Genomic DNA, 13,818 nt, shown 5'->3' on the forward strand with positions numbered 1-13,818 from the left:
GACACGACATGTCGAAGTCACTGCTCGAGATTAACCCTCACCTGCGTTATCCCGCGACACGGCCCGCCGGGTTGCGGGTTTCCGCGTCCAGTTCCTCGGCAGTGGAAGGCATCTACTGGCCATTCTCCAAGGCAGACCCCGCAAGGAAAGTCGATGTCGAGCCAATGAGGTCCTGCAGTCAACGCCGCACTGCGTCAGACCGCCAACCAAGCTAGAGCACCAGATAAGGCGTGTTCGCCTGCTCCCAGCCGCGTATCGCGGCGCCGAAATGGCCGCCGTGAAGCTCTTGATCGTCGAAAGCGCTGCGCAGCATGGCCGCGATGTCGTCTACCCCCTTGCTTGGCTTGAGGCTACCCAGCATCCGCATCAGACCGATACGCAGGATGCTCACCAAGTCGTGACCTTGGCAGACTAACCAAGGATCAGCGACCGGGAGCGTTTCCAACGCCGCACGCAGATCGCCGATGGATGGGACTGCGCCGGTCTCTACCGCTGCATCATGTAGCTCGTTCCGCAAGACCAACCAGGTCTCGCGTTTCAGAAAGCGTTCTGGTCCGAGCTTTTCAAACGGGATCTCCCAGCCCCGGCGCTGCGCCACCCAACGCAGCCGGCCGAACTCCAGTCCACGCTCCAGCAGGGAATCCCGAATCGAGTGACCTTGGCGCTCTTCCATTTCACGGATCTTCGCGGAGGTGCCAAGCTCCGCCAGGACGCGCTCCAAAGCAGGGGAGCGAATCAACGTGCACTCCAAATCGTGGGTGTCCGTAGCGATCAGATTAGGCGATGGGCGGGAGCGCCCCTTCAGACCATCGAAATCATCGTCCACGACACCGAGCGCGCCGCGGAATCGGGACATGTCCAAGCGGGCGATCGCGCCCTCTACGTTCGGCTTGCCATTGCCGATGACGAGTTCACACTGACCGGGCGCAACCCTAGGACTCCAGAACTTATGGTCGTCCTCGCCCTCGACGATCAAAAAGCTGCCGCCATGGAGTTGGCGCGTCATGATCACCTCTGTGGCGACGATACCGGCATCCTTGTGGCCGAGCAGCGTCATACCAGCTCCGCGTCTAATCCGATCATGAGGTCTGATCGATCACCCACGATAAAGGGCGAATGGGTCGCCATGAGCACATCGAACTGAGCGGTCTCGACAATCTCAAGTAGATCCGGGAGGAACCGTTTCTGCCATGCAACATGCAATGAGAGCTCGGGTTCATCGATCAAGACCAAGGTATTCTGCCGCACCCGAAACAGAAGGTCATAATGGAGCACCAACTCGTGTTGTTCACCGGACGACAATGCGTCCAACTCCAAGGCTCGGCCCTGCTCGCCCTCGGCGATTAATCCCAGATCACGGTCGATGCGGATCTGCTTGTGGTGAAACTTGTGATTGACATTATCAAGCAGCAGGCGTGCACGCTGCGCGAGATCGTCTAGCTCGGATAGCTTGTCCTCCGTGTCTTGAACATAGAGAGCCATGACACTTTCCTGAGCTGGCTCAAGGCTCTCCAACTTCGCGGTATCGAACGGGTGGCTATCCAGCTTGTCCAGCAATCCGATTCCTTTGAGCTCCTTCCGTCGCTCGTCAAGCTTCTCCATGCGCTGTTTCAAATCGTCGGCAGGCAGCCTCATGTAGCCGCTGCTAAGGAGGCGCTGCGGAAACGATTGGTCGAGCGTTTGGGAGCGTTGGCCGTAACGTGCCATGGTGTCATTAATGCGTGACCTCAGATCCCGTGCGTAATCCATAACGGTGGATGAGGTTCGAGGTCGAGACGGATAAAGTCGAGGATGTTCCGGGCCGACACGAAGCAGCCGCTGAGCGGCGATGAAATGCACCTTAACCTTGTCGTGTATTTCTTTCAGCCAGTCCGGGTCGGTCGATCGCCCTGTCAGCAGGAGGTTTGCGGAAACCTCGTCGCCGTATCGCACAACTACCTCTTCCGGCGAGAGTAAATCGTCACTTTCTCTTTCATCCAGCCACAGATCGTCGCTTTGCCGATGAACCCAAGGGATACGGCTTCCAATCGCGTCCGCAATGACAACAACATCCTGGTTGGTCAGGACCTCATGCCGATCGACTTCCTTGTCACGTTCAAACAACTTCAGTTGCAGCGTCCGAAAAGGCTCTTGACGCGCCTTTCTAGAAGACTTCCTCGTCTTGCCAGCTGGTTTCGGCGGTCCGAGGGTCAACTCTATTCTTCTATGGTCTGTTAATTCCAGGATAAAACGGCCAAAAGGCACGCGCTGGAACAGACTGTACCTTCCATCCAAGAGCGCATTCACCATTTTGAGAAGCATGGTCTTCCCCACACCATTGGGGCCATGCAAAATGGTGACACGGTCGTCCAGTTTTAGATCCACCCTGTGGTTGAATGCCTCGAAGAGGCTGTCGACCTGGATCCTCTTGACGCGCAGTAGTGGCTCGGTTTCGTTCATTGTGAACCCTCTTGGCGAACAGTCGCTCGGGCGGCCCGTTTGCGGGCCAGGGTCAGGTGGACATTGTTCCAGCGTTTACCGGTGAATTCGGGGCCGCCGGGGCAGGCGAGCGGAGGCTCTTCGGCGTGCCAGAACCAGGGGTAGTCGGACTTGTCGCGGTGGGGCTCGGTGCCGCGGTCTTTATCCCATTTGATGTTGGGCTTGGCGCGCAGGATGCCGGCGCCCTTCTTGCCGACGTCGCGGGCCTGCATGAAGGGGCGGATGTTGAGGCGTACGCCGTCGTTGATGTCCGGCTGCCAGCCCAGGGGCTGCTCGGTGAGCGGCTTCCAGCGGATGAAGAGGTCATAGGGCGGCTCGCCCTCCAGGATCGCGACCAACTCGGTCTCCAGTGCGCGGGCGGCGCCCAGGCGCTCGGCGGCGCCGGGCTTGTCGGCCTTGGCGTCCGCGTCTTGCTGACGGATCCAGTCGCCCAGGTAGCTGTAGGTGAGCTTTTCCAGATTGGCCCGGTCCAGCCGGTGGTAGTTCACCAGGGCGTGAAAGCCGTCCTTGCGACCGTCCCAGAGTTGCCACACGAAGGGGCGGTTGTGGAAGAGCTTGCAGTGCTGCTCGAAGAAGGCGTCCTGCAGCCAGTCTTCCAGGTTGGTTTGCTTCGCGCCGGTCGCGGCCAGAAGGTCCCGCTCGGTGCCGGAGGTCCAGTGCGCGCCGAAGGCCGCGGCGAGCAGGGTGCGCAGGCGCACGGCGGCGGGCGCTTCCCTGTTGATGGGCGGCAGACACACGATGCCGTCTGCGTCCGCATGAGACTCAAGCCCGTCGGGATCCAGGGCCGGGCAGTCCGGAAACTCGGAGCCGGTCTGGCGCGGCCAGCGGTAGCCGAGAAGGCGCGCGACGGCGACTTGAAGCGGCGCGTCGGAGCCCTTGGGGTGGCCGTTGAAGAGCCATTGGGTCGGGTTGTCGGAGTAGGGTTTGGGGAGGCCGTTGGGGTATTGTTCGGAGGCGACTTGCTGCCAGTGCGCTAAGTCGAATGGCACTTTTTCTAGCGTTGCGTTTGGAACAACGACGCCAGCATCGAGTTCTCGAACGGCTTTCGCGAATTCTGAACTATTGCAGTAAACCCAAAGTGCTGGAATTATTTCAGGGTCTTTCGGCAATAGGACGGCGAGCATTTTCTCAAACTTCTCTCCGGTATATAGAGTCGGTTTCAATGCATTCATCAAGCCAACAGCCACTCCGGTTCGACCCCAAGCTTGTTGTCCGCTTTGATCTTGGTTATGGATCTGCACGCGCTCGGCTTCACTCATGCCCCGAATGCGCCCATCTTTGCTATCCCAAGCAAGGATGTGTTCGCGACCGGACCAAATCTGCGGAGAAGAAACAGTTGCTTGCTGGAATGCCCAAGAATTAGATGGAAATATGATTTCCCAGAAAAGTCTTCCATAATGGGGATAGTCTCCTGTTCCTAATCCAAGGAAAGAGGAGCAGTAAGCTGAAAGACGCTCGCAATCTGGGTGGTTCGCAAGAGATATTCTTGCGTCGGGATTCTGCAATTGTAGTCGCTGAGGAACAATCCGCAATGAAGATAATTCTAATGCCTTGCGTTTAGCGCTGGCATCAAGCTCCGAAGATGCGTCAAGACCGGCGATTCCGTCATCGGCATTAGGTGACCGCCTGGATAATCCAATGAGCGTGACATTGACTATCTCGCCAGAGATTGATTCGAAAGCCCTGGCACCCAGACGGGCAACAATATTCCATCGTTGATGCAAAAGTAGATTACGCCGTAGCTCGCGATAGCTTGCCATATACATCCAGTTGCTCGGAGTTACCAAGACCGCTGAACCATTACCGAGGCAAAACCGCGTACAACGCTCAATGAAACAAGCCGCAACGTCGGTCTTTGCCGCAGGATGCATTTGACTACAATATTCTCGGAGCAGTGGATCTTGTTTGCCACGTCCCAAATAGGGTACGTTAGTCAGAACAATCGTATACAACCCCACCAACAGATCTGCCGCCTTCGTCAATCCCTGCGCCACTACCCCAAGCTCATGTCTATCGTTATCTATACCGCAATCAAACGTAAACACCCGCTCTAAAATAGGTATTAGAGCTATGAAATCGGCCTCAATGAGGTCGCCATCTGCTTTTCTGGGATCAATGAGGCTGCCTAGAACTGGCGCATTCTTGAATAGCCCGTACAATCGGGCCATCCCGCGCTGTAACCGTTCGTCCTCCCCCGCCAACGCAATCCAAGTTTCCTTCGGCGTATTAGGAGTAAGTCCCGAGCAGGCCAGATGCAGGACCGGCAACGCCTGATACCCACCTAGCCGCCAGGCGGTCAATGCCACATTGAACGCGGCGATCTGAGTGCAACGCTCATCAATCTCCAACCCATGCAGGTTGTCCCGCAGCACGGCGGCGACGGCCGCGGCGGCACTCAAGCCCTCCTCCTCCATCCGCAGCCGGGCGAGGATGGGCAGAGCAAAGACCAGGAAGTGCCCGCTGCCCATGCAGGGGTCCAGAAAGCGGATCTCGGCGGCACGCTTGGGCCAGCCCTTGAAGGTGCCGCCGGCGGGGGTCCAGTGGGGGTTGGTCGGTTCGGGTGGGTCGTCAGCGAGGTTGCCCCCACCTCGGCTCTCCCCCGAAGGGTGTGCGGGGGTGAGGTCGGACCGGACGAAGCGGAGATAGGTCCAGTCGATGCCGGGCAGCCCGTCGCGTGGGGGTAGCGCAGCGGCCTGGCGCGCTTCGGGCTCGCCCGGACACTGGGCCAGGGACCACCGGGCAGGGTCTGCGGCGAGTCGGCGTCCCGCCCACCAAGCCCCCAGCGAGTTGTGGAGCAGGAACTCCACCATGTAGTCCTCGGTGAAGAGCTGAGTGACGGCGGGCAGCTCGCGGGCGCCGATCTTGACCCCGGACTTGTTGACCTCGTCCTTCCGCTTGGCCTGCCAGAACTGGTAGGTCCAACCCAGGGCGTCGTCGGTGCGGAAGATCTCGGCGGGTAGCTCGTCGAGCAGGCGGCGCAGTTGGACCACGTGGTTGGGCGCCAGGCGCAGATCGAGCACCGGATCGTCCAGTCGGAAGATGCCGGGCAGGATCTCTGCGGCGAAGCGGCAGGCCAAATCGAAGCCGTCGGGGGCGCCCCCGTCGGGAAAGAGTTCCGGGGCCAGCTCGTCGCACTCCTCCAGGGTCACGGGGACGTTGCCGTGCTCGGCGCTGGTGTGCAGCACGTGGTTCTCGGCCAGAAAACGGGTGAAGAGCAGCCGGTGCCAGTGCACGTAGGCGGTGGCCTCGGCGAGCTGGTCGATGGCCTGGGTACCGCCCGGATCCAGCCGATCCCCCAGCGCACGGCCGCGGGCGCGCAGGCGGTTGCGGAGGCGGCGCTGGTCTTCGTCCAGATGGGCGCGCGGCCGCTCTTCATGGACAGCCAGATTGTCCAAGGCGGCACGGGCTGCGACCTCTGCCGCCTCGCGGGCCTTGAGGGTGATCTTCTCCAAGGTCGAGCGCTGGTCCTTGCTCAGGGTGCCGGGCATGTCTAGTTTCCTTGCGATGCGTTAGGTGCCTTACGGCTATTCGATGTGGTGCGCTCGCCTTATACGGACTTTTGCGGAGTCATGGATTGACGTCACACCTTGGCGAGCTGGCGCCGCGCATCCTTGAGCAGGAGCAGCCATTGCTGTTCGTGCAGCGGTGACTGCATGAAACCGAACCGTGCATAGAAGCGGGCTGCCGAGTCGTCGATCGGGTGCGTCAGCAGGGCACGAATGCCGACCTGCTCGGCGATGGTCAGGGTGCGGCGGATCGCATCGCGCAGCATCCCGGAGCCGATGCCCCGCCCCTGGTCCTCGCGGGACACGGCCAGCCGGGCCAGGATAACGACGGGGATCGGGTGCTGGCCCATTCCCTGACGGATCCGCTGCGGGGCGTCGAGGCGGTCGACCTGGCCGACGGTCAGGCTGTAGTAGCCGATGACGCGATCCGTATCCGCGACGACGAAGGTGTTGGCCGAGCCGCTCGCCCGGGCTTGGCGGGCGTGACGCGCGAGCCAGATGTCGAGCGCCGGTTTGCCGCAGTCGAAGGTGTCGGTCCGATGGAACGTCTCCAGCGGCTGCGGCGCATCCAGGCTCACTGCGTCTCCCAGGGGTCGGCACGGGAGAAGAGGTCACGTAGGCCCGGGTTGTCCTGCGCGGGTCGGTCCAGCAGGTCCAGAAGTGCCTGATACTCGACGCCGGAGACCAGAAACAGGCGCTGGTCGAGCAGGGTTTGTTCCGCCGCCTGGCAGGCGCTGTCCAAGATGAAGTCGGTGAGGGATTTGTGGGCCACCTCGGCGGCACGGCGCAGCACCCGCTCTTGCTCGGGAGTGGCACGCAGGCCCAAGCGCGCGGAACGCGCAGCGCGGGCAGGGCGTTCCGGTGGCGGCGTACCGCTGTACTTAACGGTGGATGACATACTTGATCTGCTGAGGTCGAGGTCGGTGGCTTCTATGTTAGTACGTTGGACGCACGTGGTCCAAGTGACGCTTGGACCGAAACGAGACATCCGGGCTTCTTGTCAGAGAATCACAGGCCCTTGCTCCAGTGCGGACGCGATCTCGGCGCGGGCTGCGGCCAGCCAATCCTCCAGCTCGGCCTCGTCATGGATGGTTGCGCCCGGCAGAAACACCCGCTGCGCTTTGGGCTCGGCCTCTTTAATCGCGGCGGCTAGCGCCTGGTCGAAACGGGTCGGCAATGCGTCGGTGAGGGTCTGCCAGGCGGACAGGTCGCGGGCCTTGAGCGCAGCAAGCAGGTCCTCGTCGGAGTCGGTACCCGGCATGGGGAGCGGGTAGATGCCCGCGGCCTGGAGCAGCGCCGCCTGTTTCGCTGACGACAGGGCGCTCCAGGTGGGATGGGCGTTGAGCTTGGCCTGCTCCGCGGCGAGTGTGGCGGCGTACCGGCCCTGGGCCTGGGCGAGGGCGCCGCGCAGAGCCGTCCCGACGGCCTTGAGGACCGTACTGGTGGGGTCCGGATCGTCCAGCAGCGAGCGGTTGGCGCGGATCGCCTCCAGGGTGGACGCCTCGGCGTCCATGCCCGCGATGCCGGCCGCCTGGTCGAGCAACTGCTCGGCAAGGCTGAAGGCCGGGGCACGCTGTGCGATCTTGTCGGCGGTCGCCTTCCAGTCGGCGATGCGCTGGGTCAAGACGTCGGCCTTCTCATGCAATCCGAAGAGGAGGTCGTTCCCGCTGAGCCCTTGCAGTGCGGTGACCTCCGGGGCTTGGGGCGCGGCGGGTGCAGGCGGGTTACCCCCGGCGCTTCGGGCCAGGTCTCCGAGCAGGTTGACGAAGCCGGGGGCCGCACTGGCCTCGTCGCCCGGCTGGAACTTGTGCCCCGCGGCCTGGAACAGCTTTTTGATCTTGAGCTTCTGGATGGCGGTGAGGACCGGATGCTCGACCCGGAAGTCCGCTTGGCCGATCTTGTTCTGATCGAGATCGGCGATCTTGACCGGTTGACCTTGGATGCGGGCGCCCAGATGGCCGCTGACCATGAGCACGGCCATGCCTGCCTGGATCGCGTCCTTGGGCCAACCGAAGCTGCCGCCGCCGAAGTGAGCGACGATCTCGGAGCCCTTCTTGCCGGCACCCACATAGCTCAGGATGGCGGCGGTGACCGGGTGTTTGTGGGGGTCGCCCGCGTGATTGACCGCACCGAGTGCGCCCGCGCTGCCGTCCTTGGCCTTCTTCCAGACGGTCGGCCAGTTGGCGGAGTCCGCGACATGAAACTGAGGATAGAGCCGGTCAAGCACGTCCCGTGCGGCGTCTTCGGTGGCGTCCTTCATTGCCACCACGGGTCGCTCCTGACCGCCGGAGAGGAAGAGTCGCGCGCCGCCGACGATCTCGCTCACCAGCGACTCGACCTTGGCCTCTTCCCGCGCCTGGCGGGTGACCATGGCCCGACGCGCCTCCTTGCCCTCCTCCCCGCTGGGCTGGCCCTTGAAGTTGAGCGTCTCCTCGGTGGCCAGCGCGCTGGCCAGGGCGTTCTTCAGGGCGTCCGCTTTGATCTTGGGGATCAGGACGTGGATGGTGGCGTCGGCGACGCTGCGCTGCTGGATGTCCTGGATGACGGCTGTCTCGGATTCCTGAAAGCCGTCGCGTACCCACACTGTCAGGTCGTCGGTGACCGGCGGCGGGCTCATGCCGTGGTGCGGTGTGACCTTGCGCTTCACCTTCGCGGCACCGTGCAGCACGTTGACGCCGGCCAGCGCCGCCTGGACAGCCTTCGAAAGCAATTGACCGCGCTGGGCCGCGAGCTGTGGTTCGTTGTTCAGGAGCGCCGTGCGCCGACGGCGGAACTCGGACTCCCAGGCGGCGCCTTCGGTGGTCTGAAGATAGTACTCGCCCTCGATTTCCATCAGGACGCCGTCGCTGACGAGGTCCTGGACCAGCGCGGGAACCGTCGCGCGCAGCGTGGTGGCGGAGTCGCCCAGGTCATCGGTGAGCAGGTCGGCCAGGTGCTCGGGGGTGGCCCGCACGCCGCTGTCCGCCCCCTCGCGGGGCAGCTTGTTGATGAGGAACACCAGGGCACAGATGCGGCTGCGCAGGGTGCCGTCCGGGCGGGTCTTCTGCTCCTCGATGATCTCCTGGAAGCGCTTTTGCAGCTCGCCGGAGATCACCAGTTCACTGGCCTGCTGGTCGTAGATGAAATCCGCGGGGATGATGGCGCCGACCGGCCGCTCGGCCACCAGGCGGCACGCCTCGTGGGTGACGCGCAGTTGGGTGCGCATCTGGGCGGCACTGCCGCTCGGGTCGCAACTGTGCAGGACCTGTTCCCAGAAACGGCGGCGCACCGGCAGGAGGGGATAGTCCGGGACATAGCTCGCGTCGTCCTCGGCGCGGGCGGCGAGGCGCGTGGACTTGAGCTGGCGGGTAATCTCGCCCGAACGCTTGGAGACCAAGTCGCTGATCTCGGCCTTGGCCTGCTGCTTCTTCTGCAGGACCACGGTGCGGACCACCTTCTCGACGTCGTTGTCCTTCAGGTGAACCTTGGTGGTGAAGCGCCCCATCAGGCGTTGCAGGGCCGGTGTGTCGGTCAGCGCGCTCTGGCCGGTACCGACCACCAGCACCCGGCCGTCCAGCTCCTTGGACAGTGCTTCCACCACCTCTTGGACGTCGTGGGCGACATCCGGGCTGTTGTTGATGAACTGCTGGACCTCGTCCAGGACGATCACGGTGCAGGGCAGTTGGCCGTTGCGCATCAGGGCGCGGCGCACGACGAGGAGCATCTCGTCGATGCTGATCTCGTCGAGCTTGGCGGGATACTGAGAGCGCAGCGCCTCGCTGACGTTCTTGATGTCGCCCAGGTGGGGGTGGTGGGCGAGGTATGCCTCGTGCAGTGCGCGGGAGGTATACAGCCGGCCTAACTCCTGCGCCGGGTCCTTCCCCGCCTGGCGGATGCGCTCCTGGATGTCCGCCAACGTCCCCTCGTCGCGCAGGTCCATCAGCAGGCGGGCCACCGACAGGTTCTCGGGCAGACCAACCGACAGCAGTGCAATGCCGGCGAGGCGCAGTCGTACACTGCCGACCCCGGCCTTCATGGTACCGCCTGCGCTGTGCAGCCCGGCCCCCTGCTTGCCGCGCGTGCTCAGCTCTTTGAGCAGATCGACGATGTCTTGCGGCAGGGTTGCCAGGGTGCGCGCCGTGACGCCGCCGGGCAGCGCGAAATCTGTCCAGAGGTAGCGCAGCACCTTCACGAGGTGCGATTTCCCGCTGCCGTAGAAGCCGCTCACCCAGGCCGCCTTCTGCTCTTTGCCGAGACTGTCGAGATAACCCTGAAGGATCTTGGCGAGACCCGTTTGGTATTCACCCTGGCAGACGAAGGTGTCCAACTCGTAGCGCAGGGTATCGGGATCTTCGACATTGTTGCTGGAGACGCCCTCGTTGGCGATCTGCCAGGTCAGGGGGTCTTTCAGGAACAGCTCTCGGTTTTGCATGGTCAGTCGTCCGTGAGGATCGGGGTGGCGAGGTAATTCCAGCCGGTGCGGGCACCGAGGAAGCGGTAGGTGTTGCCCTCGCGCTCGCCCGGGAAGAAGAGCACGACGATGCCCGGCAAATGGCTGTCCAGGGACTCGAGGACGGCAGAGACGTGGACGAAGTCGTAGAGCTCCATCAGCCCGGAGACGGCGAAGACAGTGTGGACCGCAGCCGCGGTCGGTACCGATGCCAGTTCTCGCCTTAGTCGCTCGACGAGATAGTCGACGAAACCGGGGTCGGCGTAGTTTTCGACGATGTCGGGGACGGCGAGGCAGTCGGTGCGCTCATCGGGATCGAAGGTGTCCATCCAGTCGGCGAACGCGCCGCCGAGATCGATTCGCCGCCAGTCGAGACCCTCATCGCGCGTGGCGATCTCGAACTCCGGGATGCGATTCACCAGGCGCCGCTCGTCCTCGGGCGGATAGACGACGAACCAGACGCGCTGGCTCAAGGGGAGATTGCCGCGCGGAGTGAGCGAGACGTGGCGGCGGTAGCTCGCCAGCAGCTGGTCAATGCGTGCCATTCAACAACGCCTCCTCGTCAGGGAGCAGCAGGCCCGAGAAGTCGATCTCCGTGACCCCGCCACCGTGGCGCAGGCGCAACCAGCCGTTGCGCGAGCCAACGGCGAGGTGCGACAGGACGGTGGACGGGTCGGCCCCCACCAAGTGGGTGAACACCGAGGAAACCAGCAGATCCCCGCGCAGGCCAAGCAGGTAGCCGGCAAACATCGCGTAAGTGCAGGCGGCCGGGGTCACGACGGGCAGGGTCCGGGTCCGCTTTGCAGTGCCCTTCAGGTGGCCGGTTGCGGCCCAGGTGACCCCGAGCCGGGTGGCGAGGCTGGCCAGCATGACCGGGCTGAAGCGCTCGGGGTAAACCTCTTCTAGGTACGCCATCATCTGCGCGCGGGTGAGGACCTCGCCGGGTTTGAGGGTCTCGACCAAGTCGAAGCTGGACCTTAATTGGGGATCGCGGCAGAAGGCGCAGGTGAGTGCGAGGAGCGGCAGCGACGCGGGGTCTTCCGCGGCGAAGCGACGCAGCAAACGGAACAGGGCGAGGGCCGGGTCGAGTCCGTACAGCTCGTAAATGTGCTTTTCGCTCTTTCGGCGACTGGAGAAGGTTGGCTTACCCAGGACATTCTCGGCCAGAATGGCGGCGCGGTAGTCCGCGCGACCGGCCGTGACGGGAACGGCGGTAAACAGCAAACCCAGATCGGGCAGCATCAGGGACCGTGACATGTGGCCCCCCGAGCGGCGCAGGGAGAACCCGAAAGCGGTCGCGTACGGCGGGATCACCAAGGGGCCGGAATCCGTTGATGCAGTCATCCGGCAGTCGCGACAGAATGGCCGAGGTAGTTCGTGATCGTATATTGATATGGTGGAGCCGAGGGGGATCGAACCCCTGACCTCCGCATTGCGAACGCGGCGCTCTCCCAGCTGAGCTACGGCCCCAAGTCGATCGGCTGCGGGATTGTATCGTCGTGCTGTTGCCCAGACCATCGATGATCAATCCCGAACAGGGCGGCATTGTGCACCTGGTCGACCGATCGATACAAGACCCCAGTCGCTCGATCGTGAGGCCGCACGGAGGATCCATGCTCGACTCACTCCCCTTACTCTTTCCATCCGAGTTCCCGGCGATTGCGCGGCGCGAACTCAAAACGTTGCAGATCAACCTCGGTTATCGCTGCAACCTCAGTTGTCAGCATTGTCATGTCGATGCGGGTCCGAAGCGTTCCGAGTCGATGACATCCGAGACGGTCGATGCCGTGCTTGCCTTCCTTGATCGCTGTCCGCTCGGGACGCTCGATCTGACCGGTGGGGCCCCGGAGCTGAATCCGCACTTTCGCCGGCTGGTGCGCGAGGGGCGGCGGCGGGGCATGACGGTGATCGATCGTTGCAATTTGACCATCCTGCAGGAGCCGGGTCATGAGGACCTAGCTGGCTTCCTGGCTGAGCACGGGGTTCGGGTGATCGCCTCCTTGCCCTGCTATCTCGCTGAGAATGTCGAGGCGCAGCGTGGCAAAGGGGTCTTCGCTGCCAGTCTTGAGGGACTGCGGACCCTGAACCGACACGGCTATGCCGAGGAAGGGAGTGGCCTGGTGTTGGATCTGGTCTACAACCCGCAGGGCGCGACCTTGCCGCCACCTCAGTGCAGTCTGGAGGCTGAGTACAAGCAGGCCCTGAGCGAGCGCTACGGCATTCGCTTCGATCATCTGCTCACGATCACGAACATGCCGATCAAGCGATTTGGCAGTCTGCTGCAATCCACCGGCCAGTTCGACGGCTATCTCGCGTTGTTGAAAGGCGCCTACCGCGAGGACAACCTCGATGCCCTCATGTGCCGGGATCTGATCAGCGTCGACTGGCAAGGGTTTCTCTACGATTGCGACTTCAACCAGATGCTCGGACTCGGGATGGAGCAGGAACGCCAGCGGTTGCACATCGCGGACTTCGATCCGGTGCGGCTCGCCGGTCAGCCGATCCGTACGGGGCAACACTGTTTCGGCTGTGCGGCCGGGCAGGGCAGCAGTTGCGGGGGGGCGCTCGCATGAGCTGGGCGTCTGGCTCCTGCCCTGCGTGTGGGCAGCCTGTCCCGGAAGCAGGGATGGGAAACCGGAGGTTGCGGTGTGAACACTGATTCGTGCGCAGGGGATGGAGTCGGCGGTCGCGGTGTCGACGGGGCTGGTCGCGTCCTGAATCAGCATGCGCTTCCCTGAGGCACGGATCCTGGTCTTCGCCAAGGCGCCGGTTCCGGGCCGGGTGAAGACCCGACTGACTCCGGTGCTCACGCCCGCTCGGGCCGCGGCGCTTGCGCATGATCTGCTCGTCGAATGCGTCGAGCGCCTGACGCGCACCGCACTCGCCCCGCTCGAACTCTGGTGCGCGCCCGATTCCAGCCATCCTTGTTTCCAGGCGCTGGCCGCGGCGCATGGCCTGAGCCTGCATCGACAACAGGGCCGTGATCTCGGGGAGCGGCTGGCGTGGGCTACCGCGGAGGCCTTGCGTCGGTCCGAGGCGGTGCTCCTCGTCGGGACCGATAGCCCCGAGTTGGACGCCGAGTATTGCGCGCGTGCGCTCGCTGGACTGGAGCAGGCGCCGAGTGTGATCGGACCGGCCGAGGATGGCGGTTATGTGCTGCTGGGTCTGAAGACGATGGTTCCCGAGATCTTTCGCGACATGCCCTGGGGGAGCGCGACGGTCGGGGCCTTGACCCGGTCGCGACTGCACGGACTGGGCCATGACTGCATTCAGCTGCCCATGCTCTGGGATCTTGACCGGCCCGCCGATCTCGAACGCTACCAGCGGCTGCGGGCCACGCGGGCATCCGCGCACGGGGCCTGAGCGCGGCCACCTCGGCGCGCTGCGGGTGAGCGGATGGGACTC

10 protein-coding genes and 1 tRNA gene are annotated in these 13,818 nt (G+C 63.4%); 2 read left to right on the top strand and 9 right to left on the bottom strand.

Annotated elements, in window-relative coordinates; all coding sequences use genetic code 11:
- Positions 1 to 211: 211 nt before the first annotated feature.
- The 9 genes from CKO25_RS06620 to CKO25_RS06660 all read right to left on the bottom strand — a co-directional run bounded on the left by CKO25_RS06620 (position 212) and on the right by CKO25_RS06660 (position 11,883).
- Complete coding sequence (locus CKO25_RS06620) at positions 212 to 1,057, bottom strand: DUF4435 domain-containing protein (RefSeq protein WP_200387140.1); 846 nt, start codon at positions 1,055 to 1,057, stop codon at positions 212 to 214.
- Positions 1,054 to 2,439 (bottom strand): AAA family ATPase, encoded by a 1,386-nt coding sequence (locus CKO25_RS06625; RefSeq protein WP_200387141.1) that lies wholly within the window; start codon positions 2,437 to 2,439, stop codon positions 1,054 to 1,056. The genes CKO25_RS06620 and CKO25_RS06625 overlap by 4 nt, the downstream gene beginning before the upstream one ends.
- Positions 2,436 to 5,966 (bottom strand): Eco57I restriction-modification methylase domain-containing protein, encoded by a 3,531-nt coding sequence (locus CKO25_RS06630; RefSeq protein ID WP_200387142.1) that lies wholly within the window; start codon positions 5,964 to 5,966, stop codon positions 2,436 to 2,438. Before CKO25_RS06630 ends, CKO25_RS06625 begins: the two co-directional genes overlap by 4 nt.
- A gap of 92 nt (positions 5,967 to 6,058) precedes the next feature.
- Positions 6,059 to 6,562: a GNAT family N-acetyltransferase gene (locus CKO25_RS06635; RefSeq protein WP_200387143.1), complete on the bottom strand. Its 504-nt coding sequence runs from the start codon at positions 6,560 to 6,562 to the stop codon at positions 6,059 to 6,061.
- Complete coding sequence (locus CKO25_RS06640) at positions 6,559 to 6,882, bottom strand: type II toxin-antitoxin system TacA family antitoxin (RefSeq protein ID WP_200387144.1); 324 nt, start codon at positions 6,880 to 6,882, stop codon at positions 6,559 to 6,561. Before CKO25_RS06640 ends, CKO25_RS06635 begins: the two co-directional genes overlap by 4 nt.
- Positions 6,883 to 6,984: 102 nt before the next feature.
- Positions 6,985 to 10,395, bottom strand: a complete 3,411-nt coding sequence (gene brxC / locus CKO25_RS06645; RefSeq protein ID WP_200387145.1) for a BREX system P-loop protein BrxC — start codon at positions 10,393 to 10,395, stop codon at positions 6,985 to 6,987.
- Between the two features lie 2 nt (positions 10,396 to 10,397).
- The gene (locus CKO25_RS06650) at positions 10,398 to 10,958 is read right to left on the bottom strand and encodes a hypothetical protein (protein ID WP_200387146.1); all 561 of its coding nucleotides are present in this window, start codon (positions 10,956 to 10,958) and stop codon (positions 10,398 to 10,400) included.
- Positions 10,945 to 11,670, bottom strand: a complete 726-nt coding sequence (locus CKO25_RS06655) for a hypothetical protein (RefSeq protein ID WP_200387147.1) — start codon at positions 11,668 to 11,670, stop codon at positions 10,945 to 10,947. The genes CKO25_RS06650 and CKO25_RS06655 overlap by 14 nt, the downstream gene beginning before the upstream one ends.
- Before the next feature lie 137 nt (positions 11,671 to 11,807).
- Positions 11,808 to 11,883 (bottom strand) — tRNA-Ala (locus tag CKO25_RS06660).
- Between the two features lie 143 nt (positions 11,884 to 12,026).
- Between CKO25_RS06660 and arsS the strand changes: the two genes are divergently transcribed.
- Positions 12,027 to 12,986, top strand: coding sequence for an arsenosugar biosynthesis radical SAM (seleno)protein ArsS (arsS, locus tag CKO25_RS06665; RefSeq protein WP_200387148.1), 960 nt, complete (start codon positions 12,027 to 12,029; stop codon positions 12,984 to 12,986).
- 151 nt (positions 12,987 to 13,137) lie between these two features.
- Positions 13,138 to 13,776: a TIGR04282 family arsenosugar biosynthesis glycosyltransferase gene (locus CKO25_RS06670; RefSeq protein WP_200387149.1), complete on the top strand. Its 639-nt coding sequence runs from the start codon at positions 13,138 to 13,140 to the stop codon at positions 13,774 to 13,776.
- Positions 13,777 to 13,818: the final 42 nt, after the last annotated feature.

Source organism: Thiocapsa imhoffii (assembly GCF_016583985.1).
Classification (GTDB): Bacteria; Pseudomonadota; Gammaproteobacteria; order Chromatiales; family Chromatiaceae; genus Thiocapsa; species Thiocapsa imhoffii.